Origin of the sequence: Aeromonas sp. S15(2024) (assembly GCF_041402265.1) — a bacterium.
Classification (GTDB): Bacteria; Pseudomonadota; Gammaproteobacteria; order Enterobacterales; family Aeromonadaceae; genus Aeromonas; species Aeromonas dhakensis.
Genome location: NZ_JBGLQY010000008.1, coordinates 166,371 through 192,482, shown reverse-complemented (window position 1 = coordinate 192,482; position 26,112 = coordinate 166,371). Strand labels below are relative to the sequence as shown.

Sequence of the window (26,112 nt, the reverse complement as noted above, 5' to 3'; positions counted from 1 at the left end):
AAGGCAGCAAGGCAGCAAGGCAGCAAGGCAGCAAGGCAGCAAGGCAGCAAGGCAGCAAGGCAGCAAGGCAGCAAGGCAGCAAGGCAGCAAGGCAGCAAGGCAGCAAGGCAGTGTAGTGAAAGGAAGAAACTACGTCAGCGCAAGTGAGGATCTCACGGCCGACCAAAGGCCGGATCGGGCTGGTCGGCCCGATCCGGTTTATCAGGGGCGAGCGAAGTGGTAGACCCAACCCTCGTCCAAAGCCATCTCGGCAGGCGGCGCCACCAGAGCCGGCAACAGGGAAACGCTCCCCTTGGCGGCGTATTGCAGCGCCATCAGGGCGCAGATGGCGGCATCGTAGCGATCGGTCCCCGCCGTCACATCGGCCGGCAGATGCTGCAGCAACTCGGCACGCACCGTCGATGCCTTGCCCCCCGTCTTGGCAAGGGCGGGATAGACCTCCAGCACGGCGCGATCGGCCTCTGCCTGCTGCTTGGGCACCAGTCGCAAGTCTGCCAGCCGGGGCAGCATGGCCAGCGCCAGGGTCGCGTTGTTGCCGAGCCGGTCGAAGGTGGCCGAGAGCGGCTTCTTGCCATATTGCTCATGGAGCCAGCGCTCGCAGTCCCGGTAGGCATAAGGGTTGTCTATTTCGCGCTGGGGCACGGCGCACTCGGTCGCCCTCCCCACCAGCAGCTCGCCCAAGGCGCGAGGAAACGCCAGCGGCGCGTCGATCCCCAGCGCCAGCTGCGGGCAGGCCAGCACCTGCAGCAGGTGGATCTCATCGTGCAGTGCCGGGCGCAGCAAGGCATCCAGATCCGGCGCAACCCTCGAGCTCAACCGAAACAGGGGCGATACGCCAAACCAGTGCAGCCGCTGCTCACGCGCCTGCCACCCCACCACGGCCACGGCCTGGGCACTGCCCTGCCAGCCTCTTACGTCCCAGCCGATGCCGATGGCATCCATGTGTTCCATTGTCATGCCAGTGTCACCTCTGCACGCTATCAATGCTGCACAGGGTAATGGCTGGCGCCCCTAAAGCAAGGCTGGCGGCGCGGCTTAGAAGGATTTCTTGAAATTGATCAGCGGCAAGATGGGGAAAACCCCGTTCTCGGCGTAGTTGGCGAGGCCGATCTGCAGACCGTCCAGATGCCTGGTGGCGTTGATGAAACCCAGCTGGAAGGTGGTGCGCTCGGCATAGTTGACGAAGCCGACGTTGGCCAGGGCGTTGCCCTTGGCGATGTTGACGGCCCCCCAGTTGAGGCCCTGCACATTGTTGGTCAGGTTGACGAAGCCAAGGTTGACCCCCTTGTCCTGACCCTCGTGCCAGTTGAGTGCGTTGATCGCCACCCCGCCAAACTGGTGGCGTACCCGGCCGGCACCGAAAAAGACGCCAAGCTGCAGACCGGTGAATTGATCCACGTCGGAGAGGGCGAAGACGGGCAGATCGATCCCCTTCACCTGACCGGTGCGACCATAAAGAACAGAGGCTCTGGCCCCCTCGACCTGGTGAGACGCGGGCAGATTGACGCCGGGCAGGGAGAGCTGGACTGGGGTACTGGCGTGGGCAACGCCGCCAAGGGCAACAGACCCCAGGGCAAGCAACAGGCGGGCAGGTTTCATCGATGCATTCCTCGAGGCTCAGGGAGTGCATCAGCCTACCAGCCCTGTGGCCCGGTAACGAGGCCGAAGCGAGCTGGCTGCGTCACCCCTCGTCTGAATCCAGCCAATCAGACTGGACAGACCAGAGTCAACATTTCGCCAAAAATTAACATTTATATTATTTACATCAAGCCTCATTTGATAACACAATGCTTAAACGTACGTTTGAACAGAGCAAGCGATACGCAACGACTTGAGGATGTAGTCGCACAGTTGTAACCCAACCCGGGCCATAGGCCCTTTTGCAATACCTTCTGCCAACCACGGAGACGCGCGATGAATATGGACGTAATCAAGACCTTTACCGAGCAGATGCAAGGCTTTGCCGCCCCCCTCACCCGTTACAACCAGCTGCTGGCCAGCAACATCGAGCAGTTGACCCGGCTGCAGCTGGCCTCCGCCAACGCCTATGCCGAGCTGGGGCTGAACCAGCTGCAGGCTGCCGGCAAGGTGCAGGATGCCCAGAGCCTGGCAGCCCTCGGCACCGTCCAGCTGGAGACCGCCAGCCAGCTCTCCCGCCAGATGCTGGACGATATCCAGAAGCTCAACGCCCTCGGCCAGCAGTTCAAGGACGATCTGGACGCCCTGACTGCCGACGGCATCAAAAAGAGCACGGGCAAGGCCTGATATCCCCCTGGCTGCCCGTTGCGGGCAGCCACATCTCCCCATGCTCCGTCACGACAGGCTCGCCCTGCGCCGGGGATGGGTGAAGGAGAGAACATGAGCCAATCATCTTACGGCCCGCTGTTCGAGGCCCTGGCCCACTACAACGACAAGCTGCTGGACATGGCCAAGGCGCAGACCGAGCGTACCGCCCAGGCCCTGCTGCAAACCAATCTCGACGATCTCGGCCAGGTGCTGGAACAGGGCAGCCAGCAGCCCTGGCAACTGATCAATGCCCAGATGAACTGGTGGCAGGATCAGCTCAAGCTGATGCAACACACCCTGCTCAAGAGCGCAGGCCAGCAGAGCGAGCCGGTCATCGCCCCGGAGCGCAGCGATCGCCGCTTCAAGGCCGATGCCTGGAGCGAGCAGCCCATTTATGACTACCTCAAGCAATCCTATCTGCTGACCGCCAGACACCTGCTGGACTCGGTGGATGCCCTCGAAGGGGTGCCCCAGAAGAGCCGGGAGCGGCTGCGTTTCTTTACCCGCCAGTACATCAACGCCATGGCCCCCAGCAACTTTCTGGCTACCAATCCGGAGCTGCTCAAGCTCACCCTGGAGTCTGACGGCCAGAACCTGGTGCGTGGGCTGACCCTGCTGGCCGAAGATCTCGAGCGCAGCGCCGATCACCTCAACATCCGCCTGACCGACGAGTCCGCCTTCGAGCTGGGTCGAGATCTTGCTCTGACGCCGGGCCGGGTGGTGCAACGCACCGAGCTGTATGAGCTTATCCAGTACAGCCCGACCACGGAGACGGTGGCCAGAACGCCAGTGCTGATCGTGCCGCCCTTCATCAACAAGTACTACATCATGGACATGCGGCCCCAGAACTCCCTGGTGGCCTGGCTGGTTGCCCAGGGCCAGACGGTGTTCATGATCTCCTGGCGCAACCCGGGGCCGGCCCAGGCCGACATCGATCTCGACGACTACGTGGTGGACGGCGTCATCGCCGCGCTGGATGGCGTGGAAGCGGCCACCGGCGAGCGGGAAGTGCACGGCATCGGCTACTGTATCGGCGGTACCGCCCTCTCCTTGGCCATGGGCTGGCTGGCCGCCCGGCGCCAGAAGCAGCGGGTTCGCTCCGCCACCCTGTTCACCACCCTGCTCGACTTCTCCCAGCCGGGGGAGCTTGGCATCTTCATCCACGAGCCCATCATTGCGGCGCTGGAAGCCCAGAACGAGGCCAAGGGCATCATGGACGGGCGCCAGCTGGCGGTCTCTTTCAGCCTGCTGCGGGAGAACAGCCTCTACTGGAATTACTACATCGACAGCTACCTCAAGGGGCAGAGCCCGGTGGCGTTCGATCTGCTGCACTGGAACAGCGACAGCACCAACGTGGCGGGCAAGACCCACAACAGCCTGCTGCGCCGGCTCTATCTGGAAAACCAGCTGGTGAAGGGGGAGCTCAAGATCCGCCACACCCGCATCGATCTCGCCAAGGTGAAGACCCCGGTGCTGCTGGTGTCGGCCATGGACGATCACATCGCCCTCTGGCAGGGCACCTGGCAGGGCATGAAGCTGTTCGGTGGCGAGCAGCGCTTCATCCTGGCCGAATCGGGCCACATCGCCGGCATCATCAATCCGCCGGACGCCAATAAGTACGGCTTCTGGCAGAACGACGGAGAAGCCGCCAGCCCCGAGGCGTGGCTCGCCGGCGCAACCCACACCCCAGGTTCCTGGTGGCCGCAGATGGCAGCCTTCATTCAGAGCCGGGAAGAGGATCCCGCCCCCATCCCCGCCCGCATCCCGAGCGAAGGGCTGGAGGCGGCGCCCGGTGGCTACGTCAAGGTACGGCTCAACCCGGTCTTTGTGCCGACACCCGAGGAGGAGCCCGCATGAGCACGCTCCCCTTCGAGGTGGGCCAAAAGGCCAGCCTGACCAAGCGGTTCGGGGCGGCAGAGGTCGCGGCCTTTGCCGGGCTGTCGGAGGATTTCAATCCGCTGCACCTGGATCCCGCCTTCGCCGCCACCACGCCGTTCGAGCGCCCCATCGTGCACGGCATGCTGCTGGCCAGCCTCTTCTCGGGACTGCTGGGTCAGCAACTGCCAGGCAAGGGCACCATCTATCTCGGTCAGAGCCTCGCCTTCAAGCAGCCGGTGTTTGTGGGGGATGAGGTGACGGCAGAGGTGGAGATCATCGCCCTGCGCAGCGACAAGCCCATCATCACCCTGGCCACCCGCATCCTGACGGCAACCGGTGCCATCGCCGTCAGCGGGGAAGCCGTGGTGAAGTTTGGCTGAACGCGGTTTGCTCCATGATCTCAGTCAGCCCGGCCACTGCCGGGCTGACTGCTATGGCGCGTTCCCCCAAAATGCTCTTGCAAGCCACTATTGTCCGCAGACAGCGCCCTTGCCCTTTCCTTGACGGCCCGAACTGCCTAGAATAATCGCCCTGCTGTTTCAGCCATTTATCCACGAGAGGATTTTCCATGGAGACGTTTCTGCTCGAAGGGCACCCCTTTATTGCCCTGTGTGACCTTATCAAACATCAGGGGTGGGCTGATTGTGGCGGCGCAGCCAAGGCGCTGATCGCCGACGGTCTGGTGGAGGTCAACGGTCAGGTGGAGACCCGCAAGCGCTGCAAGATAGTGGCCGGCCAGGTAGTCAACTTCAACGGCATGAAGGTCGTGGTGAAAGAAGGCGTCAGCCCCGAGATCCTCTGACCTCGCCGCTCTGCCACCCAAGCGCTACCTAGCACAGTGGCCGAGCCAGTGGTCAACTTCAACGGCATGAAGGTCGTGGTGAAAGAGGGCGTCAGCCCCGAGATCCTCTGAACCTTGCTTGAATAAGGGCGCCAACGCGCCCTTTGGCATTCAGCTGGCCTTGATCGACAGGGTCAGCACGAAGCGCGCCATCGCCTCATCTCCGTTCAGTGACGGACAGGTGGCCACCACCTGGATGGGGCGGTTGATGCGTTGACCGCTCGCCAACGACTCGTCGATCATGGCGTCGATCTCCTCCCCGGCCGCGCAGTCAAACTGCACATCCCCCTCGGGCCGCTTCAGAAACTCCCCCTGCACATCCTTGAAGGCGAAGTGCACCTTCTTGCGCCGCTGCCGTCCCTTCTCCATCACCAGCAGACCGCCCACCAGATCGGCGCCGGTGGCCAGCGCACCGAAATACATGCTGCCCAGATGGTTGCGCGTGCGCCACCCCAGTGGAATGCGAATGCGCAGCGCCTTGGCGCTCATCTCTTCGATGACAGGGGCACAAAAACCGATGACGGGAATGTAGCGCCAGGCAAAGAGCCGCAGCGCCAGGTTGGCCTTCAAACGTTGCAAATCCATATGCGAACTGATCCGATGAGTTGATGTAAACAACATGTTGCCAGCATGGCTGGCGTTCGACAAGGACGCGGATCACGCTGCCGCCATTTCTCCAGCCCAAAAAAGAGGGAACCGCAATGGTTCCCTCTGCTCGTTCCTGTGGCTGTCAGGCCCGCTTCTCCTCGAGCCAGGCTCCCTGGCTCTGCATCTCGAACAGCTGGGCATAGTGGCCGCCCAGCGCCATCAGCTCGCCATGGGTGCCTCGCTCGTTCACCTGACCGCGCGAGAGCAGCAGGATCTCGTCTGCGTCGACGATGGTCGAGAGGCGGTGGGCAATGGCGATGGTAGTACGACCGCGCCGCGCCGCCGCCAGCGCCGAAGAGAGGGCCAGTTCGGTCTGGGAGTCCACGCTGGCGGTCGCCTCGTCCAGAATGAGGATGCGCGGATCCCCCACCAGGGCGCGGGCAAAGGAGAGCAGCTGGCGCTGGCCGGCGGAGAGGTTCTTGCCCCCCTCCTCCATCAGGGTGTTCAAGCCCTCCGGCAGGCTCAGCACGAACTCGGCCAGCTGCACCTCGGTCAGCGCCTGCCAGAGCTGCGCATCAAGGATGCCGTCGCGGCCAAGGCGCAGGTTTTCGGCCAGGGTGCCGACGAAGATAAAGGGATCCTGCTGTACCAGGCCGATGCTGCGGCGCACCGCCGAGAGCGACAGGTTCGCCATCGGGTGATCATCGAAGCGGATGGTGCCCTGATCCAGCGGGTAGAAGCCCATCAACAGGCTGATGATGGTGGACTTGCCGCTCCCAGTGTGGCCCACCAGCGCCAGCATCTGGCCAGGACGGGCAGCAAAGCTCACATCCCGCAGCACCTGCTGCTCGCCATCGTAGGAGAAGCTCACCCGCTCGAAACTCACCTGCCCCTTGAGCGGGCGCATCTCGCCCGCGGTGCTCTCGCGCGCTTCATCGAGCAGGGCAAAGACCCGCTCCCCGGCCACCATGGCCTGCTGCAACTGGTTGAGCTGGTTGGTCATCTCGATGAGCGGCTCGATCATCCGCCCCAGATAGCTGATGAAGGCGTAGAGCACCCCCACCTGGATGGCGCCCTCCGCACTCAGTCCCTCGCGGGCAAACAGCGCCAACAGGCCGATCAGCACCATCATGTAGAAGAGATCGATGAGCGGGCGCAGCAGGATGCCGTTGATCTTGAGGCTCTTGAGGCGCGCCGCCCAGTGCTGCTGGTTCACCTCGGCAAAGGCGTTGGCGAAGTGGCGCTCCTGCACCATGGCCTGAATGACCGGCATCCCCTGCAGCGACTCGTTGAGGCGGCTGTTGATGTCGGAGAGCAGGCTGCGGGTCGCCCGCACCACGGGCACGCTCAAGCGTTGATAGAGCCACATCACGCCGCCCACCGCCGGCAACAGACAGGCACATACCAGCATCAGCCGCAGATCCAGCAGCGCCATGGAGATGAGGATGCCGCACAGCAGCACCACCTTCTGCACCAAGAGCCCTATCACCTGCACATAGAGGTTCATGATCGCCTCGGTGTCGTTGGTAATGCGGGAGATGAGCGAGCCGGAGCGGTGCTGGTCAAAGTAGCGGGCCGGCAGCCGGATGGCGGTGGCAAATACCTGCTCACGCAGGCGCTGCACCACCGACTGGGCGATGCGGTTGAAGCGCAGGGACTGCAGGTAGAAACCGGCCGCAGACAATACCTGCAGACCGAGATAACCGGCGGCAATGGCCGCGATGGCGGGCCACACCAGCTGGCGCGGCGCCAGATAGTCGTCGATGAAGAGCTTGATGAGCAGGGGGCCGGCCACTTCGGCACCGGTGGCCAGCAGCAGGCAGATCCCAGCCTGAATGAGCCAGCGCGGGTAACGGGCACAGTACCCGAGCAGTCGTTTGATGGTCGGGTTCACAGGCGCTCCTCCACGTCTTGCTCGAGACGCTGATAACGGACCATGTCCGCATACCAGCCGTTGTGGGCCATCAGGGTGCAGTGGCGACCCCGCTCACTGACATGGCCCTGCTCCAGCACCAGGATCTCGTCGGCCTGCTCCACCGCCGTCATCCGGTGGCTGACCAGGATCAAGGTCCGTTTGTGGGCCTTGAGGGCGTGCAGGATCTGCTGCTCGGTGTGAGCATCCACCGCCGAGAGCGCATCGTCCAGCACCAGGATCGGCGCCTCCAGCAGCAGGGCGCGGGCGATGGCGAGCCGCTGTTTCTGACCGCCGGAGAGGGTCACCCCCTTCTCCCCCACTTCGGTCTCATAGCCCTTGGGAAAGCGGCTGATGTCATCGTGCACGCAGGCGATGCGTGCCACCCGCTCAATCTCCTCACGGCTCGCATCGGGGCGGCCGAGGGCGATGTTGGCGGCGATGGTGGTGGAGAAGAGGAACGGCTCCTGCGGCACATAGGCAAACTGGCTGCGCAGCTCACCCAGCGCCAGTTGCGAGATGGGCACCTCCCCCATGCGGATCTCCCCCGCGGTGGGGTTGGCCAGTCGCATCAACAGCTTGAGCAGGGAACTCTTGCCCGCCCCGGTGCGCCCGACGATCCCCAGCATGCCGCCGGCTTGCAGGGTGAACTCCACATTGCGCAGCAGGGTGCGCTGCTCGAGCTGGTAGCTGAGCGTCACGGCGCGCAGCGGAAAGGCCGAGGCCAGCGCCACCGGGTGAACCGGCTCTTCGATGTCGCTGCGCTCGGCCAGCAGGCTCTCGATCCGCGAATAGGCGGCGCTACCGCGCTCGATGATGTTGAACAGCCAGGCGATGGCAAACATGGGCCAGATCAGCTGACCGAGGTACATGGTGAAGCTGGTGAGCTCCCCCAGGGTCAGCTCGTCACGCAGCACCAGGGCGCTGCCGCCGGCCACCGCGAGGAAGTAGGAGCAGCCGATGCACAGGTAAATCACGGGGTCGAACTTGGCATCGATACGGGCCACCGCCATGTTGCAGGCACCCGCCTCCCGGGTCAGTTCGGCAAAACCACGATCTTCGAGCGACTCCACCGCGTAGGACTTGAGCACTCGCACGCCGGAGAGCGCCTCCTGGGTCTTGTTGTTGAGCCGGGAAAAGGCCCCTTGCGCCGCCTTGAACTCCTTGTAGATCTGGGTGCCGAAGCGGTTCATGAAGAACGCCATCACCGGCAGCGGCAACAGGGAGAGCAAGGTCAGCTGCCAGGAGTACTGGCTGCACATGATGGAGAGCACCAGGATCCCGACGATCATGGAGTCCACCAGGGTCAACACCCCTTCCCCGGCGGTCATCTCCACCGCCTGGATGTCGTTGGTGGCGTGGGCCATCAGATCGCCGGTGCGGTGGCGCTGATAAAAGTCCGGGCTCATGCGGGTGAAGTGGCCAAAGAGCCGGTTGCGCAGCACATAGGCCAACCGGTAAGAGGCACCAAACAGCATGACCCGCCACACGTAGCGCAGTAGATAGATGAGCAGACCCAGACCGAACAAGCCGGCCAGATAACCGGTCAGGGTGGCACTGTCCAGCGACCCTTTGGCGATGCCATCCACCACCCAGCCCACCACCTTGGGCGGGATCACGGTCAACAGGGCCACCATCATCAACAGTGAGATGGCGACCAGGTAACGCTGCCACTGCTCCTTGAAGAACCAGCCCAGCCTTGCAAATACGCTCACGTAGATATCCTTTGTCGCGGCAGGCCGAGGCTGCCGCCCGTCATGGAAAGCCCAATGCAATCGCCCCCGGCTGGGGGCGATACGAGGAGGTCATGATAGCCTGAAGCAGAAGGCTTGAGAATTATTGCTATTTCACTTGTTACAACAAACGATCATCGCGCTGTTCAAAGGCACCATACGATGCTTCATGCTGCTCTCCGGTCAGCAGGAAGTGAGACACCTCCTCCCGGGTCAGACTGAAGACCTGCTGCAACTGCTCCAGATCCTGCTCGGTGAGCTCTTCCTGCTGGCGCAGTCGCCACTCCAGCTCGCCGGCGAGGATCTGCAGGCGGGAGGCGGAGATGTTGGCGGAAACCCCCTTGAGGGTATGCAGCAACCGGCAGGCGATGTCGGGCTGCTGGCGACGCAGGGCGGAGCGGATCTCCCACAGGTCATCCTTGTGCTCCGACATGAACAGCTTGAACAGGATCTGCAGCGCCTCCTTGTCCTGCTCCAGCCGTCTGAGGGCATCCTCCAGATCCAGTACCCCCATCAGATCGGGCGGTTTTACCTCCAGCGGCACCAACCGCTCGCCGCTGGCACTCTTCACCCACTGCAACAGGTTGTTGTAGAGATCGAGCTTGCTGACCGGCTTGGTAACATAGCCGTTCATCCCCACGCCGAGGCAGCGTTCCCTGTCTCCCGGCATGGCGCTGGCCGTCAAGGCGATGATGGGCACATCGTGCTTGTCGACCATCTTGCGGATTTGACGGGTAGCATCCAGCCCGTCCAGCACCGGCATCTGCAAGTCCATCAGGATCACGTCGAACGGCTGCTCGGCCACCCGCTCGACCGCCTCCCGGCCGTTGCCCACCACGGTCACCAGGGCATCGACCCGGCGCAGATATTCGATGATGAGCTGCTGGTTGACCCTGTTGTCCTCTGCCAGCAGCACCCGGATACCTTGCAACAGCTCGCGAAAATGCTGCTGATCGCCCTGCACCTCGGCCTGGCGGAACTGCTGATCGTGTGAACTGCCGTTGAGCAGCTCGTCCACCTTGGCCAGCAGGGCATTTTCGGTCATCGGCTTGGGCAGAAAATGGGTCAGCCCCATTCTCTCCATCCGCCCGTGCAGTCCCTCCTTGGCCCAGGCACTGGTCATCAGGATGGGCAGCCGGCGCCACTGGCTGTGCTGATACATCTCGAGCGCCAGATCCAGCCCATCCTCCTGCCCCATGCGCCAGTCGAGAATGGCCAGCCGGACGTTCTGCCCCTCTTCCCGCAGCACCTGACGCGCCCGCGAGAGGCTGTTGACCGCCATCACCCTGGCCCCTGCCCGGCCCAGGATATCCTTGGCCAGGTCAAGCACCAGCTCGTTGTCATCCATCACCAGCACCAGCGGCTGATTTTCGAAGAAGACCCGCCGTCCGGAGACGCCATACACCGCCTTGGTCATGGGGATCTCGAACTGGAACACCGAGCCCGCACCCGGTTTGCTCTGCACCGTGATCCGTCCTCCCATCAGCTCCACCAGCCGCTGGGAGATGTTGAGGCCAAGCCCGGAGCCGCCATATTTGCGAGTGTTGCCCGCTTCCAGCTGGGTGAAGGGCTGGAACAGCTGGGCCTGTTTCTCCTCGGCAATGCCGATGCCGGTGTCGCGCACGCTGAAACGCACCTGCATGGGATGGGGGTTGACCAGGGTGATGGACACCTCCACCTCGCCCCGCTCGGTAAACTTGATGGCGTTGTTGACCAGATTGACCAGCACCTGACCGAGGCGCAGCGGGTCGCCGCGCAGAAAGTCGGGCACCGCCGGCGACTTGTTGATGATGACCTCGACATGCTTGCGTTCGGCCAGATCGGCGAACATGCCCGCCAGCGAGTCGATCTGCTCGCTGAGATCGAAGTCGATCTCCTCCAGCGTCAACTTGCCGGACTCCACCTTGGTCAGATCCAGAATGTCGTTGATGAGCAGCAGCAAGGTATCCGATGAGGATTTGATCTTGCTGAGATAATCGCGCTGCTGTTGATCCAGCTCGGTCTGCAGTGCCAGCGAGCTGAAGCCGATGATGGCGTTCATGGGGGTGCGGATCTCGTGGCTCATGTTGGCCAGAAAGTCGCTCTTGGCCTGGGCCAGCAAACCGGTCTGACGCGACAGCTCGCTCAACTTCTGGTTCCGCCGCCACAGGGTCACCGCCACCAGTCCGAAGCAGAGCATGGCGCCCCCCAGCACCATCAGGTAGAAGCGGCTCTTGAGGGAGGAGGCCTGTTCCATCTTGCTCTGTTTCCAGCGCGACAGCCCCTCCAGCTCGTGCATGTCGATGACCTGGTTGCGCAGCACATGATACGCCACGACCTGATGGCTGACATCCTCGCTCAGCTGGGCCAACCCGACCACCTCGGGATAAGCGGGATAGGCTGTCTTGAGACGGCGCTGCAGGGCCTGCAACTGCTGTTGCTCCCCCTTGTCCCAGCTGCGTTTGAGGTAATTGCTGAGCTGGGCCAGCTCGGTCAGATCGATGGCCAGCGGAGCGTCCGCCGGCAGGGTTGCCAGCAGGCCGTTCAGCTGCTTTTGAAAGGGCTGTTCTATGTACTCGATCGCCATCTCCATGGAGTAGAGCTTGGCGAGATCAAGCAGATAGCTATCGATATCGTGCAACAGCGATTGAGAGTGAGGATTGTCGGCCGAGTCGGGGTCGTTGCGCACCTGGCGTACGAAACTGTCGAGGTTGCTCGACAGCTGATTGAGACGCTGCTGTACATTGCCGTCGTTGGCCTTTTCGCGCCCCAGCAGATAGACGGTATCGGTATTGACCCGGTTGAGGATCAACTCCGCCGCCACGCTGAGCTCCGAGGCTTTCTGCTGCTGGCTGAGCAGTTGCCAGCAATAGCCGGAAAACGCCAGCAGCGATACGATGATCAGGCTAAGTACAACACGATTGACCCGTGTCACATTATTCATCCCGTCTCGATTCTCATGTCATGGCCATGCATCCACCGACATCACGTCGCTACGGGATCATTGGCTGTGAAAGATAATTGACTGCTATGTTACCGTTACTCTGCCCTGACAGTGCAATAAAGATGTTGCAGGGCTTATGCATACAGGAATCAATTATGTCATTTATCACTACCTATTGTAGCCATTGCTTCACCAGGAACCGCCTGCCTGAGGAGAAGGTGGATTCAAACGCGAAGTGTGGTCGCTGCAAGAGCGGACTGTTCGCCACCACCCCGGTCACCGGCCAGGAGCAGCAATTCGATACCCTGATCCAGTCCGACATCCCGGTCGTGGTCGACTTCTGGGCCAGCTGGTGTGGACCATGCCTTCAATTTTCACCTGTTTTTCAACAAGTTGCCAGTGAACTTGAGCCAAAAATCCGCTTCGTCAAGGTCGATACCGAGCAACAGGCCGCCATCGCGGCCCGCTACGCCATTCGCAGTATCCCCACCCTGATGGTATTCAAGCAGGGCAAGATGCTGGCTCAGCGCAGCGGCTCCCTGCCCCCCAGTCTGTTCAAGGAGTGGCTTGCCTCCTTCCTGAACAGCCACAAATGATACCAATTTGTTTAATTTGTGTTTTATTTATGTTTTAACTTGTCTTGACTCTGTGAGTCTCGGCATGCTTTGACCAGATCCCCCTGTTTCAAACGGGGGGATGAATGTAATCTCGGCAACACAACAACAACCATAAATTAACCGAGAGAACGATATGCACACATCTGCAGTACCCTCTACTACCCCATCACGCTGGCTGGACGTCAAATCCGGGATCGTCATCCTGGATGTCCTGCTGCTCTGTGCCATGCTCGCCTGGCTGCCGTTTGACCCCAACGTCAACAAGGGGCTGGGGATACTGGTCTTCATCGCCATTCTCTGGCTGACCGAAGCAGTCAACATCACCATCACGGCCCTCTCCATCCCGGTACTTGCCACCCTGCTCGGGGTGTTTGACATGAGCAAGTCCCTGACGGATTTCGCCAACCCGGTGCTGTTTCTCTTCTTCGGCGGCTTCGCACTGGCTGCAGCCCTCTCCAAACAAGGGCTGGATACCCAGATCGCCGCCAAGGTGATGCAGCTTGCCAAGGGTCACCTCGGCTGGGCCGCCATCGTGCTCTTCACCATCACGGCCGCCCTCTCCATGTGGATCAGCAACACCGCCACCGCCGCCATGATGATGCCGCTGGCCCTCGGCATGCTCAAAGGCATCGACGCCCACAAGGAGCGCCGCACCCTGGTCTTCGTCCTGCTGGGGGTCGCCTACAGCGCCAGCATCGGCGGCATCGGCACCCTGGTGGGCAGCCCGCCCAACGCCATCGCGGCCGCCCAGATGGGGCTGGGTTTCACCGACTGGATGAAGTTCGGCATCCCGGTGGTGCTCATCTTCATGCCGGTGGGCATCGGCCTGCTGTATCTGGTGACGCGCCCCGACCTCTCCCATCAGGTCAGCACCGAGAAGGTGACCATTCAGTGGACCGGTCAACGCAAGATCACCCTGCTCATCTTCCTGACCACGGTGCTGCTGTGGATCGGCTCCCAACCCATCGCCAAGGCAATGGGGGGCATTCCCCAGTTCGATACCCTGATCGCCATGGGCGCCATCGTGGCCATTGCCATCAGCCGGGTGGCCAGCTGGGATGACATCAACCAGAACACCGACTGGGGCGTGCTGATGCTGTTCGGCGGTGGCCTCACCTTAAGCGCCATCCTGAAGCAGACCGGCGCCAACGCCTTCCTGGCGGAACACCTCTCCAACGGTCTGGCCACCATGCCTATCTTCATCATCCTGCTCTGCCTGGCCGCGTTCGTGGTGTTCCTGACCGAGCTGGTCTCCAACACCGCCACCGCCGCCCTGCTGGTGCCGCTGTTTGCCGGGGTCGCCGAGGCGCTGGGTGTCTCCCCCATCGTCGTTTCCGTGCTGATCGCCGTCGGCGCCTCCTGCGCCTTCATGCTGCCGGTGGCCACCCCGCCCAACGCCATCGTGTTCGCCAGCGGTTACATCAAACAACGTGAGATGATGCGGGCCGGCCTGGTGCTGAACCTGGTCTTCACCGTCATTCTGACCATGCTCGCCTACTTCATGGGCGACATACTGCACTGAGACATATTCACTGATATGCCGAATACCAAGGCCCCTGACGGGGCCTTTTTTATTGTCTCACTTGCCTGCCGATTCTCGAGTGCACACCTTTTTCTCCCGCCCTCAGCCCCCCCCTCATTCGATGTCACACGTCCTCAAATAGCAGAACTGTATGCAGAGGGTGGCAATGGGCAATGGGCAGTCGGGCAGTCGGGCAGTCGGGCAGTCGGGCAGTCGGGCAGTCGGGCAGTCGGGCAGTCGGGCAGTCGGGCAGTCGGGCAGTCTACTTTTCTCCCGAGTTCACACAACCAACGTCGCCCATGCCCAATAAAAAACCCCCGCATGGCGGGGGTCTGGGTTTGCTCTCTTGTCAGCCGATGCTGCAGGGCTTCAGGTTCCAAATCCGATCCACATAGTCCTGGATGGAGCGGTCGGAGTTGAACTTGCCCATGGTGGCCGAGTTGATGATGGCCTTCTTGGCCCACAGTGCCGGATCCCGATACCAAGTATCGATCAGCTTGTGTGCTTCCGAGTAGGAGGCAAAATCGGCCAGCGTCAGGTAGGGATCCCCCCCTTCCAGCAAGGAGCGCTTGATGGAGGAGAGCTCACCCGGACGACCCGGCGTGAAGTAGTCGGTATCAAACCAGTCCAGCACCGCTTTGAGCTCGGAGTTGGCGTAGTAGAAGTCATAAGGGTTGTAACCACGCCCCTTCAGTGCCTTCACCTCGTCCACGTTCAGACCGAAGATGGCGCAGTTCTCGGCCCCCGCCTCTTCGGCGATCTCGATGTTGGCGCCGTCCAGGGTACCTATGGTGATGGCACCGTTCAGGGCCATCTTCATGTTGCCGGTACCGGAGGCTTCATAACCGGCAGTGGAGATCTGCTCGGAGACGTCGGCCGCCGGGATCAGCTTCTCGGCCAGGCTCACCCGGTAGTTCGGCATGAACACCACTTTCAGCTTGCCCTGAATGCGGGTGTCATTGTTGACCCGCTCCGCCAGCTTGTTGATGGCGTAGATGATGTCCTTGGCCAGCTTGTAACCAGGCGCCGCCTTGGAGCCGAAGATGAACACCCGCGGATACATGTCGTAGTCGGGGTTGGCCAGCAGACGACGATAGAGCGCCATGATGTGGATGAGGTTCAGTTGCTGGCGCTTGTACTCGTGCAGACGCTTGATCTGGACGTCGAAGATCGCCTCGGCACTGACCTCGATACCGGTTTCCGCCTTGATGACCTTGACCAGCTTCTCCTTGTTGTGGCGCTTGATGGTCATGAACTGCTTCTGGAAGGCCTTGTCGTCGGCAAACTTGGTGACGCTGCGCAGCTTGTCCAGTTGCAGCGGCCACTCCTTGCCCACCACTTCGTTGTAGAGTTCGGCCAGTTCCGGGTTGCAGGCCAGCAGCCAGCGACGCGGAGTCACGCCGTTGGTGACGTTGCACATCTTCTCGGGCCACAGCTCGGCATACTCGGGGAAGAGATCTTCCTTCACCAGCTTGGAGTGGATCTCGGCCACGCCGTTCACCTTGGAGGAGCCGATAACACACAGGTTGCCCATGCGCACCTTGCGCACCGCTCCCTCTTCGATGATGGAGAGCTTGGCCTTGATGGCGTCGTTGCCCGGCCACTTGGGCTCCACCAGCTCGCCCAGGAAACGGGCGTTGATTTCGTAAATGATCTCGAGATGGCGCGGCAGCACCTTCTCGAACAGGCTGACCGACCACTTCTCCAGCGCTTCCGGCAGCAGGGTGTGGTTGGTGTAGGAGAACACCTGGTAGCTGATGGCCCAGGCCGCTTCCCAGGTCAGCCCCTCTTCATCCACCAGCACCCGCATCAGTTCGGGGATGGCGACGGTGGGGTGGGTATCGTTGAGCTGAATGGCAATCTGGGCGGCAAAGTTGCTGAAATCGGCGCCATGCACCCGCTTGTAGCGACGCATGATGTCCTTGATGGAGCAGGCACAGAAGAAGTACTGCTGGATCAGGCGCAGCTCTTTGCCCGCATCGGTCTCGTCATTCGGATAGAGCACTTTGGAGATGGTCTCGGCCTGGGCTTTTTCCGCCTGGGAGTCGATATAACCACCGGCGTTGAACACGTCCCAGTCAAAAAACTCGGAGGCGCGAGACTCCCACAGGCGCAGGATGTTGACGGTATGACCGCCAAAACCGACTACCGGGATATCCCAAGGCACCCCTTTGATCTTGCGACCGGCGTGCCACACCTTCTTGAGGCCACCGTTGTCGCCAAAGACGGTCTCCACGTAACCGTAGAGCGGGATCTCCTGCACCGATTCCGGGCGACAGATCTCCCAGGGGTTGCCATATTCGCGCCAGGAGTCCGGACGCTCAATCTGACGGCCATCCTGAATTTCCTGACGGAACAGGCCGTGCTCATAGTGGATGCCATAGCCGACCGCCGGGTAGTTCAGGGTCGCCAGCGAATCGATGAAGCAGGCGGCCAGACGGCCCAGGCCGCCGTTACCGAGTGCCATGTCGGGCTCTTGTTCACACAGATCGGTCAGTTCCAGACCGAGTTCGCCCAACGCCTCTTCGCAAATCTTGTACAGGGAGAGGTTGTGCAGGTTGTTGGAGGTCAGGCGCCCCATCAGGAATTCAGCAGAGAGATAGTGAATTGCACGAGTATCTTTCTTGAAGTGAGTCTGCTGAGTGCGGGTCAGGCGCTCGTACACCTGTTCGTTGACGGCGGCTGCGGTTGCTTTCCACCACGCTTCTGGCGAGGCTTTCTGTTCGCTTGTACCCAAGGTAGAACGCAGGTGACGCACGATACTCGCCTTGAGCTGATCTTTATCCAGTTGGAGATCCTGGTCTGTCTTCTTCTTGGTAGCCATAAACCATTTCCTTCGTTACAGAATAATAAATTGTTATCCCATCAGGGACCGGTGCTGTTGTTATCTGAGAATATGTTCCGGCGTGGGCATACTAGCTAAAGCCGCAGCTTGAAAAGTTAACGCAAGTCACACTTTAACGTATAAAAATGACAGTTCAAGTTTGAAAACCCTTTCCTGAAACCTGCAAATACAAACCCATCATTTCCTTTAAAATCAAAACCTTAATCTTGAGTTGAAAATATAAATTCATGAATAGGTTTTCAATGATTGCCAAGCGCTGAAAATCCATGAAAATAGCTGAAAATTCAGCGCACATTGAAAACGATTTCAATGTGCGCCATTCATGAAAAAATAGAACAGTGCCATTCGGGGAGTGTTCGCCGCTCAACCGTGAGCCTTGAACTGGTTGCTCATGGGATCGTAGTGGTAGCCAATCTGCAACAGGCGGGTGGCAAGCTGGTCTTCCGTCATGTCGTAATAGGCCAGCAATTCCTCCAGCCCATCGCACTCCAGCCGCAGCTTCTCATTGATGATCCCGAGCAGGATATTGGCATCCAGTCGTTGCAAGGTGCTGACGTCCATCCTCATCTCTCCTCTGTACAGGACATACTGTATAACCATGGGCGCCCCTGCCCGCTTTGTCCATAGCCTGAAAAACACCCACCTCAAGATTGAAGTTTATATACTTTAAAATCAATTAGTTAACTTCTTTCATTACCGTTCAGATCACATTTTTGGCCACAAACGGCTTGTCACTGCTGCGAACAACAACTACTGTATACACATACAGCATGGTTATTCATACAGGAAAACATATGAGCCAGCCCATGAGCCACACCCTTGTCTCCGTCGCCAGCATGAGCAGCCCCTGGCCCACCCGCCATCAAGGCAAGCAGGACGAATATCGCCACTCTGCGAGCCTCACCCGGGAGCCGCCATTGCTCGATGAGCTGGTGCGCTTGAGCCAGGGTGACACTGGCTGGATCCTGCTCATCGCGCCACCCGGTCTGCCCGTGGCCAAGCAGTTGCAGGCACAGGGGATCAATCCGGCTCGGGTACTGGTGGTACACAGCCCCAAGATCAAGAACTGGCAATCCACGCTGGAGCAGAGTCTGGGCAACGGCCGCTGCGCCGCCGTGCTGACCTGGCTGCCGGAACAGGTCACGCTGGATCGGGCCAAGCTGAGCACGCTGGGGCAACGCTATGGCGTATTGACCCGTTTCTTCGAGCCAGTCGCCTCCTCCCCCGCTCATGGTGGCTCGCTGGTCTATGGCGGACAGGATGTTTATCTCAATCACTGATCCACCCAATCGTGTGAGAAGACATGCGGTTAGGTTGATTTGACAGCGGTTTTTGAATTGGGTGATGAATCATTTGCCAATCACCGAGTAATAAGAGCCCTTGCTACCAGACAACAGTGGCAAGGGTGAAGAGACGCCAGCCGAATGACGGACCTGGGCTCCAGCGTTGACAGCCTTGTGCACCACGCACAGAGAGCAGCAGTTGGCAGTTGGCAGTTGGCAGTTGGCAGTTGGCAGTTGGCAGTTGGCAGTTCAAATTCGCACGACTGACACGCAGACGAAAAGAAAAGGCGACCCTGGGGTCGCCTTCGTTTTGTTTGTTATGGCTGAGGCTGCATGACGGCCACATCCATGGCAGTCGCGCATCGCACCCGTTCACTCAGGGCATAAAGACCCGTCTCCATACCGCAGGTGAACAGCCCTCAGACATCTTCAACTCACGCCAGCTTGCCATCGAGCTCGGCAATCTTGGCAGACCAGTAGGCCGGCCCGGTCTCGTGGATATTGTTGCCCTGGGAGTCGACCGCCACGGTTACCGGCATGTCCTCGACTTCGAACTCATAGATGGCCTCCATGCCCAGATCGGCGAAGGCCACCACCCGCGCCTTCTTGATGGCCTTGGCCACCAGATAGGCGGCACCACCGACGGCCATCAGATAGACGGCCTGGTGCTGCTTGATGCTCTCGACCGTCTTGGGGCCCCGCTCGGACTTGCCGATCATGCCGATGAGGCCGGTTTCCCCCAGCATCATGTCGGTAAACTTGTCCATCCGGGTGGAGGTGGTCGGGCCGGCCGGGCCGACCACTTCGTCACGCACGGCATCGACCGGGCCCACGTAATAGATGAAGCGGTTGGTGAAATCGACCCCTTCCGGCAGCCCCTCACCTTTTTTCAACATGTCGGCAATGCGCTTGTGAGCGGCATCGCGACCGGTGAGGATCTTGCCGGAGAGCAGCACGGTATCTCCGCTCTTCCAGCTGGCGAGCTCTGCCTTGGTGATGCCGTCGACATTGACCCGGCGCACGTTGCCGCCGGCCGAGCGGGTGATCTCCGGCCAATCTTCCAGTTTCGGCGGGGTCAGTTCGGCCGGGCCGGAACCATCCAGCTCGAAATGGACATGGCGGGTGGCCGCGCAGTTGGGGATCATCACCACCGGCTTGGAGGCGGCATGGGTCGGGGCGGACTTCACCTTCACGTCCAGCACGGTCGTGAGGCCGCCGAGGCCCTGGGCACCGATGCCGAGCTTGTTGACCTTGTCGTAGAGCTCGACCCGCAGCTTCTCCTCTGTGGTCTTTGGACCACGGGCGATCAGCTCCTGGATGTCGATGTGCTCCATCAGCGCTTCCTTGGCCAGCACGGCCGCCTTCTCGGCAGTACCGCCGATGCCGATGCCCAGCATGCCGGGCGGACACCAGCCGGCCCCCATGGTCGGCACGGTTTTCAGCACCCACTCGACGACGTCGTCGGAGGGGTTGAGCATCACCATCTTGGATTTGTTCTCGGAGCCGCCGCCCTTGGCCGCGATACTCACTTCCACCTTGTTGCCCGGGATCATGTCGATGTGCACCACGGCCGGGGCGTTGTCTTTGGTGTTCTTGCGGCTGCCGGCGGGGTCGGCCAGCACGGAGGCGCGCAGCGGGTTGTCCGGATTGGTGTAGGCGCGGCGCGTCCCTTCATCCACCATCTCCTGCACCGTCATGTCGCTGTCCCACTGCACCTGCATGCCGATCTTGACGAAGCAGGTGACGATGCCGGTATCCTGGCAGAGCGGACGATGGCCTTCGGCGGACATGCGGGAGTTGATCAGGATCTGGGCCAGGGCATCCTTGGCGGCCGGGTTGATCTCCCGGTCATAGGCAGCCTTGGCGGCATGCACGAAATCGAGGGGGTGGTAGTAGGAGATGTACTGCAGGGCGTCGGCGATGGAATCGATAAAATCCTGTTTTTTAATGATGCTCATATCATCCTCACTGGTCCTTGTCTCCCGTGTTGGTTGGAGCAAGGGCTTCCATATGAGCCGTGCTTCGGTGGGGTGGTGCCAGGCGGTCTGCCTGTCTGCCCGATAAGACAACGGCGCGTTTTTTCTAAAAATTCCGGCGCCTATGATACGCTTGCCACCCCGTACCGGCTAGGGAGCAGGCTGCAAACTGTTGCCTGTGTAACAAAAAATGAAACCAACGCTGCATATCCACCATTTTGAACACCAGATGGCGCTCCATGCGCTGTTCGCCCGCCTTCACCACCTGCCCTGGGCCATGTTGCTGGGATCCGCCGGCCCGCTGGGTGCGGACAACCGCTTTGACATCATCACCGCCGATCCGCTGGCCACCCTGCAGACCGACGGGGCGCTGACCCGCATCGAGCAGGGAGAGCAACACGAGTCCAGTGAAGATGATCCGCTGACCTTGCTGGCCCGGTGCCAGCGCGACCTGCTGGGAGAGATCACCACTCAAGCGCCCCCCCTGCCCTTCATCGGCGGGGCGCTCGGCCTGTTTGGCTATGATCTGGGCCGCCGCTTCGAGCGTCTGCCGAACCTGGCCGCCCGCGACGTCACCATCCCTGACATGGCGGTCGGCATCTATGACTGGGCCCTGCTGCGGGAGGTGGCAACGGGCAAATGGCAGCTGGTGCACTGGGGCGACGAGGCCGGCCTTGCCCGCCGGCTGCAGTGGCTGGAGGCACAACACGAGCTTGCCGCAGACCCCTTCGCTCTTGCAGGCGCTTGGCGCAGCAACATGAGCCGCGCCGAATATGGCGACAAATTTGCCCGGGTGCAGGCCTATCTGGCGGCAGGGGATTGCTATCAAATCAACCTGACCCAGCGTTTCAGCGCCCCCTATCGAGGTGACGAGTGGCAGGCTTACCAGGCGTTGTCACGGGCCAACCGCGCCCCCTTCTCGGCCTTCCTGCGCTTGCCGCAAGGGGCCATCCTGAGCCTCTCGCCCGAGCGTTTCCTGCTGCTCGACCAGCGCCACATCGAGACCAAACCCATCAAGGGCACTCGTCCGCGGCTGGCCGATCCTGCGCTGGATCAGGCCAGTGCCCGCGAGCTGGCGGAGGCCGACAAGGACAGATCGGAAAATCTGATGATCGTGGATCTGCTGCGCAACGACATCGGCCGGGTGAGCCGGCCCGGTTCGGTCAACGTGCCCAGCCTGTTTGCGGTGGAATCCTTTCCGGCGGTGCACCACCTGGTCTCCACCATTCACGGCGAACTGGATGACCGCTGGCAAGGAGTGGATCTGCTGCGCGCCTGCTTCCCCGGTGGCTCCATCACAGGCGCCCCCAAGATCCGGGCCATGGAGATCATCGAGGAGCTGGAGCCCCAGCGGCGCAACGCCTACTGCGGCAGCATCGGCTACCTCAGCCAGCACGGCCGGATGGACACCAGCATCTGCATCCGCACCCTGATCGCCGCACAGGGCCAGCTCCACTGCTGGGCTGGCGGCGGCGTCATCGCCGACTCCGACGTGGACGACGAATATCAGGAGACCTATGACAAGGTGGCCCGCATCCTGCCGCTGCTGGACGCACTGCGTTGAAAACCTGACAAAATGGATCTCAGCGATTTGAAGGAGTGAAGAAGAATCGAGATGGAACGAGCCGAACTGCTGACCCGCTTTTTGTTGCAACGCCCCGCCCCCGCTCACCGGCTGACGGTGGCCGGGCTCAAGCCCGCCGCCGTGCTGCTGCCGCTGGTTGAACGGGCCGACGGCCTGCAATTGCTGCTGACCCGGCGCAGCCCGCACCTGCGCCACCATGCGGGACAGATAAGCTTCCCCGGTGGCAGGCAGGATCTCGACGACCGGGATCTGATCCACACGGCGCTGCGGGAAACCCAGGAAGAGCTCGGCATAGTCCCGGCCCAGATAGAGGTGCTTGGCACCCTCGCTCCCCTCAACACCGTCTCGCAATATGACGTGCTGCCGGTGCTGGGACTGGTGGCGGCCGACTATCAGCTCACCCTGAGCCGGGACGAGGTCGACCAGGCCTTCGAAGTGCCGCTCAACCACCTGCTGGATCCGCGCCACCATATCGCCCTGACCATTCCCAGAGCCGATCACCTGCATACCATCTACTGGATCCCCTGGCAGGACCATTTTATCTGGGGCGCAACCGCCAGCATGATCCGCCAGCTGTCACGGCAACTCTCCAGATAACATATTGCCAACAAATGGCTGTGCAATATTCATGCGTTAACACTAAAATAACGTGGTATTTTATAAAAAATAATTGATTAATTCTTCTTTCGATCACATTTCCATAAAAGAGTGCGGTTTTCAGTCCCATAAAGGTGAATTTGATCAACATTTTTGATTAAAAAACCCGTATCCTTGCGCCGATTCTATAAAAACCACAATTCAGGGGTGAGACACATGTCTAATACTGTCACCGGCGCACAGGATGTTGCGACCTCACAGGAGCAAGGAACCCGCTCAGTCCAATCGCGTGGTTGGACCAAACAAGACACTCGCTGGGTAATCAGCCTGTTCGGCACCGCCGTCGGCGCCGGCATCCTGTTCCTGCCCATCAACGCCGGCATGGGCGGCTTCTGGCCGCTGGTGGTCATGGCGCTGCTGGTCGGCCCCATGACCTATCTGGCACACCGCGGCCTCGCCCGCTTCGTGCTCTCGTCAAGCAAACCCAATGCAGACATCACGGAAGTGGTGGAAGAGCACTTCGGCGTGGGTGCCGGCAAATTAATCACCCTGCTCTACTTCTTCGCCATCTACCCCATCGTGCTGATCTACGGGGTGGGCATCACCAATACCGTGGAAAGCTTCATGGTCAACCAGCTGCAGATGGCGGCGCCGCCGCGCTGGATCCTCTCCATCGTGCTGATCATGGGCATGATGTCGGTGATGCTGGCTGGCGAGAAGCTGATGCTCAAAGTGACCGAGTTCCTGGTCTACCCGCTCATCGCCATCCTGGTGGGGATCTCCTTCTACCTGATCCCGGACTGGACCGGTGCCGCCCTCTCCCAGGTGCCGTCCGGCAAGGACTTTGCCATTACCCTGTGGCTGACCATCCCGGTGCTGGTGTTCTCCTTCAACCACAGCCCGGCCATCTCCAGCTTCTCCCTGGCCCAGCGTCGCGATCACGGCGAGCAGGCGGTCGAGAAGTCTGACGCCATCCTCAAGCGCACCGCGACCATCCTGCTCGGTTTCGTGATGTTCTTCGTCTTCTCCTGCGTGATGAGCCTGACCCCGGCACAGCTGGCCGAGGCCAAGTCCCAGAACATTGCCGTGCTCTCCTACCTGGCCAACCAGCACTCAAGCCCCATCATCTCCTACTTCGGTCCGCTGGTGGCGTTCGTGGCCATCGTCTCCTCCTTCTTCGGCCACTACCTGGGTGCCCGTGAAGGCCTGAAGGGGATGATCGTCCAGAACCTGCGCAAGTCAGGCAAGGAGCCGAACCACAAGAAGGTCGAGATCTTCATCATCGCCTTCTTCATCCTGACCCTGTGGGGCACAGCTGTGATCAACCCCTCCATCCTCGGCATGATCGAGTCGATGGGCGGCCCCATCATCGCCACCATCCTGTTCATCATGCCGATGTACGCCATCAAGCGCGTGCCGGCCATGGCGAAGTATCAGGGCCACATCAGCAACGTCTTCGTGGCCCTGATGGGGATGACTGCCATCTCCGCCATTCTCTACCAGCTGATCGGCTGACACTGACAGAGACCAGCAACAATGCCAGCCGGGTAACCGGCTGGCATTTTTTTATGGTGCAGGGCTGATTGCAGATCTTCGCGAGGCAAAAAGAGATGCTCCCTTGAGAGCGAGTTGGCTGGTAAGCCACAACAACCCGGCCATGCCTGCTCACGTTTTCGCTCTGACGACCCACCCTGCTCGGGATGGTGTATCGAGCCGCCGTCAAGCCGATCAACTCCTGCCCGCATTACCCGAGACGGCAAAGTCTTCCCTCTTCCACGCTCGCCCCCTTCATCCCGACTCAGTGACGGCTGCCGGGTTTCAGGTCGTGAAGCCTTCTGCTCTGTTTGCCGGGAGGGTTGCCAGGAGTCACGACAGCTACCCGCCCCATCCGGGCGGCAATAAAAAACGCCCTCGAATGAGGGCGTTGTCGTTGTGATAGGAAGATACGGCTATCAGGCTTCGCTGTTGGGCACCGGCGAGATGTCCAGCAGGGTCTCATCTTCGGCCATGCAGGCCGCGGCGGTGAACAGTACGTCGGTGGAGCTGTTGAGGGCCGTCTCTGCGGAGTCCTGCAGCACGCCGATGATAAAGCCGACCGCCACCACCTGCATGGCGATGTCGTTGCTGATGCCAAACAGGCTGCATGCCAGCGGGATCAGCAGCAGGGAGCCGCCAGCCACACCGGAGGCGCCGCAGGCACTGACGGTCGCAACCACGGAGAGCAGAATGGCCGTCGCCGGATCCACGTCCATCCCCAGGGTGTGGACCGCCGCCATGGAGAGCACGGTAATGGTGATGGCCGCACCGGCCATGTTGATGGTGGCGCCCAGCGGGATGGAAACCGCGTAGGTATCCTCCGGCAGACGCAGTTTTTCGCACAGCGTCATGTTGACCGGGATGTTGGCGGCTGAGCTGCGGGTGAAGAAGGCGGTGACGCCGCTCTCTTTCAGGCAGGTCAGCACCAGCGGATAGGGGTTGCGGCGGATCTTCCAGAACACGATGAGCGGGTTGACCACGAAGGCGATGAACAGCATGCAGCCGATCAGCACCACCAGCAGTTGGGCATAGCCAAACAGGGCCTCAAAACCGGTTTCCGCCAGGGTGGAGGCGACCAGACCCAGAATGCCGAGCGGTGCGCAGCGGATCACCGCTTTCACAATGGTGGAGACGCCGTGGGACAGGTCGGTGATCACCGCTTTGGTCCCCTCGCTGGCGTGGCGCATGGCGATGCCAAGGCCGATGGCCCAGGCCAGAATGCCGATGTAGTTGGCGTCCAGCAGCGCCTTGACCGGGTTGGTCACCACGTTGAACAGCAGGGTCTGCAGCACCTCGGTGATGCCGCCGGGCGGGGTGATCTCGGCACTGTTCGCCACCAGGTGCAGGTTGGTGGGGAACAGGAAGCTTGCAACCACGGCCACCGCAGCCGCCAGGAAAGTTCCCAGCAGATAGAGCAGCAGGATCGGCTTCATGTTGGTTTTTTGACCCTGCTTGTGGCCGATGATCGCCGCCATCACCAGTACGAAGACCAGCAGCGGCGCCACCGCCTTCAAGGCGCCGACGAACAGGCTGCCGAGCAGACCCGCCGCTTTGGCCCATTCCGGCATGAACATGGCAAGGAGGATACCGAAGACCAGACCGACAAGGATCTGGCTAACCAGGCTGGTGCTGTTGACCAGTCTTATGAGGGGGTGTTGTTGTGTCATCAAATAGTCCCTGAGCACCTAAGTGCGTGAATCATTAGTCCTGTTGGCAACCGCTACACCAGGCGACACCCATGTCACGGGCTGGCGTCGTCTGCCCCGGCAAGCCTTCTGTCGAGCCTGTCCGGAAACACACGGGGTTGCGGACAAGGAATATCCCATCTGCAGCCGCTTTTTTCCACAGAATCACTGAAAAATATCCGCTTCGCCTCACAAAAAATCTACAACACCGAGATAACACAATATCAACAACGCTCAAATGGATGCCATTTTCCCTCCCGATTGGCCGCCAGCCTCCACCCGGCGGTGGTATCATGACGGTTTTG

At 60.9% G+C, this 26,112-nt stretch carries 20 protein-coding genes; 10 read left to right on the top strand and 10 right to left on the bottom strand.

Annotated features, from left to right (window positions below):
* Positions 1-201: 201 nt before the first annotated feature.
* Positions 202-957, bottom strand: a complete 756-nt coding sequence (locus ACB033_RS16745; protein ID WP_139724302.1) for a DUF429 domain-containing protein — start codon at positions 955-957, stop codon at positions 202-204.
* Positions 958-1,035: 78 nt separating this feature from the next.
* Positions 1,036-1,599: a VC2662 family protein gene (locus tag ACB033_RS16740; RefSeq protein WP_005300431.1), complete on the bottom strand. Its 564-nt coding sequence runs from the start codon at positions 1,597-1,599 to the stop codon at positions 1,036-1,038.
* A gap of 315 nt (positions 1,600-1,914) precedes the next feature.
* Between ACB033_RS16740 and ACB033_RS16735 the strand changes: the two genes are divergently transcribed.
* From ACB033_RS16735 to ybcJ, 4 genes are all read left to right on the top strand, one after another.
* Positions 1,915-2,265, top strand: a complete 351-nt coding sequence (locus tag ACB033_RS16735) for a phasin family protein (protein ID WP_005300428.1) — start codon at positions 1,915-1,917, stop codon at positions 2,263-2,265.
* A 93-nt stretch (positions 2,266-2,358) separates the two neighbouring features.
* Entirely contained in the window at positions 2,359-4,143 is a 1,785-nt protein-coding gene (locus ACB033_RS16730) for a class I poly(R)-hydroxyalkanoic acid synthase (RefSeq protein ID WP_319906978.1), read from the top strand.
* Entirely contained in the window at positions 4,140-4,544 is a 405-nt protein-coding gene (locus ACB033_RS16725) for a MaoC family dehydratase (RefSeq protein WP_005300422.1), read from the top strand. Before ACB033_RS16730 ends, ACB033_RS16725 begins: the two co-directional genes overlap by 4 nt.
* A 188-nt stretch (positions 4,545-4,732) precedes the next feature.
* Positions 4,733-4,966, top strand: coding sequence for a ribosome-associated protein YbcJ (gene ybcJ, locus ACB033_RS16720; protein ID WP_005300419.1), 234 nt, complete (start codon positions 4,733-4,735; stop codon positions 4,964-4,966).
* Positions 4,967-5,116: 150 nt separating this feature from the next.
* On the opposite strand, the gene ACB033_RS16715 is transcribed toward ybcJ, so the two are convergent.
* The 4 genes from ACB033_RS16715 to ACB033_RS16700 all read right to left on the bottom strand — a co-directional run bounded on the left by ACB033_RS16715 (position 5,117) and on the right by ACB033_RS16700 (position 12,161).
* Positions 5,117-5,590: a DUF4442 domain-containing protein gene (locus ACB033_RS16715; RefSeq protein ID WP_005300417.1), complete on the bottom strand. Its 474-nt coding sequence runs from the start codon at positions 5,588-5,590 to the stop codon at positions 5,117-5,119.
* Between the two features lie 145 nt (positions 5,591-5,735).
* Positions 5,736-7,487 (bottom strand): ABC transporter transmembrane domain-containing protein, encoded by a 1,752-nt coding sequence (locus ACB033_RS16710; protein ID WP_139724297.1) that lies wholly within the window; start codon positions 7,485-7,487, stop codon positions 5,736-5,738.
* Positions 7,484-9,220, bottom strand: a complete 1,737-nt coding sequence (locus tag ACB033_RS16705) for an ABC transporter transmembrane domain-containing protein (protein ID WP_139724294.1) — start codon at positions 9,218-9,220, stop codon at positions 7,484-7,486. Before ACB033_RS16705 ends, ACB033_RS16710 begins: the two co-directional genes overlap by 4 nt.
* Before the next feature lie 139 nt (positions 9,221-9,359).
* Positions 9,360-12,161, bottom strand: coding sequence for a response regulator (locus ACB033_RS16700; RefSeq protein ID WP_371140633.1), 2,802 nt, complete (start codon positions 12,159-12,161; stop codon positions 9,360-9,362).
* A 155-nt stretch (positions 12,162-12,316) separates the two neighbouring features.
* Here ACB033_RS16700 and trxC point away from each other — a divergent pair, with 155 nt between their 5' ends.
* Both trxC and ACB033_RS16690 read left to right on the top strand, forming a co-directional pair.
* The gene (gene trxC, locus ACB033_RS16695) at positions 12,317-12,757 is read left to right on the top strand and encodes a thioredoxin TrxC (RefSeq protein WP_017782654.1); all 441 of its coding nucleotides are present in this window, start codon (positions 12,317-12,319) and stop codon (positions 12,755-12,757) included.
* Positions 12,758-12,911: 154 nt separating this feature from the next.
* Positions 12,912-14,300 (top strand): DASS family sodium-coupled anion symporter, encoded by a 1,389-nt coding sequence (locus ACB033_RS16690; protein ID WP_005300397.1) that lies wholly within the window; start codon positions 12,912-12,914, stop codon positions 14,298-14,300.
* A gap of 349 nt (positions 14,301-14,649) precedes the next feature.
* On the opposite strand, the gene ACB033_RS16685 is transcribed toward ACB033_RS16690, so the two are convergent.
* Both ACB033_RS16685 and ACB033_RS16680 read right to left on the bottom strand, forming a co-directional pair.
* Complete coding sequence (locus ACB033_RS16685; RefSeq protein ID WP_139724292.1) at positions 14,650-17,124, bottom strand: glycogen/starch/alpha-glucan phosphorylase; 2,475 nt, start codon at positions 17,122-17,124, stop codon at positions 14,650-14,652.
* A gap of 384 nt (positions 17,125-17,508) precedes the next feature.
* Entirely contained in the window at positions 17,509-17,706 is a 198-nt protein-coding gene (locus ACB033_RS16680; RefSeq protein WP_005300391.1) for a DUF4250 domain-containing protein, read from the bottom strand.
* A gap of 233 nt (positions 17,707-17,939) precedes the next feature.
* Here ACB033_RS16680 and ACB033_RS16675 point away from each other — a divergent pair, with 233 nt between their 5' ends.
* Positions 17,940-18,425 carry a cell division inhibitor gene (locus ACB033_RS16675; RefSeq protein ID WP_139724288.1) on the top strand — a complete coding sequence of 162 codons (486 nt, stop codon included), beginning with the start codon at positions 17,940-17,942 and terminating at the stop codon, positions 18,423-18,425.
* A 437-nt stretch (positions 18,426-18,862) separates the two neighbouring features.
* On the opposite strand, the gene ACB033_RS16670 is transcribed toward ACB033_RS16675, so the two are convergent.
* Entirely contained in the window at positions 18,863-20,386 is a 1,524-nt protein-coding gene (locus ACB033_RS16670) for a fumarate hydratase (RefSeq protein WP_005300383.1), read from the bottom strand.
* 247 nt (positions 20,387-20,633) lie between these two features.
* On the opposite strand from ACB033_RS16670, the gene pabB reads away from it, so the two are divergent.
* From pabB to ACB033_RS16655, 3 genes are all read left to right on the top strand, one after another.
* Positions 20,634-21,968 carry an aminodeoxychorismate synthase component 1 gene (gene pabB / locus ACB033_RS16665; protein ID WP_162519799.1) on the top strand — a complete coding sequence of 445 codons (1,335 nt, stop codon included), beginning with the start codon at positions 20,634-20,636 and terminating at the stop codon, positions 21,966-21,968.
* 51 nt (positions 21,969-22,019) lie between these two features.
* Positions 22,020-22,586 (top strand): CoA pyrophosphatase, encoded by a 567-nt coding sequence (locus ACB033_RS16660; protein WP_139724286.1) that lies wholly within the window; start codon positions 22,020-22,022, stop codon positions 22,584-22,586.
* 216 nt (positions 22,587-22,802) lie between these two features.
* Positions 22,803-24,101 carry a serine/threonine transporter gene (locus ACB033_RS16655; RefSeq protein WP_024941547.1) on the top strand — a complete coding sequence of 433 codons (1,299 nt, stop codon included), beginning with the start codon at positions 22,803-22,805 and terminating at the stop codon, positions 24,099-24,101.
* 437 nt (positions 24,102-24,538) lie between these two features.
* On the opposite strand, the gene sstT is transcribed toward ACB033_RS16655, so the two are convergent.
* On the bottom strand, positions 24,539-25,789 hold the full coding sequence (gene sstT, locus ACB033_RS16650; protein WP_010634121.1) for a serine/threonine transporter SstT: 1,251 nt from the start codon (positions 25,787-25,789) through the stop codon (positions 24,539-24,541).
* Positions 25,790-26,112: the final 323 nt, after the last annotated feature.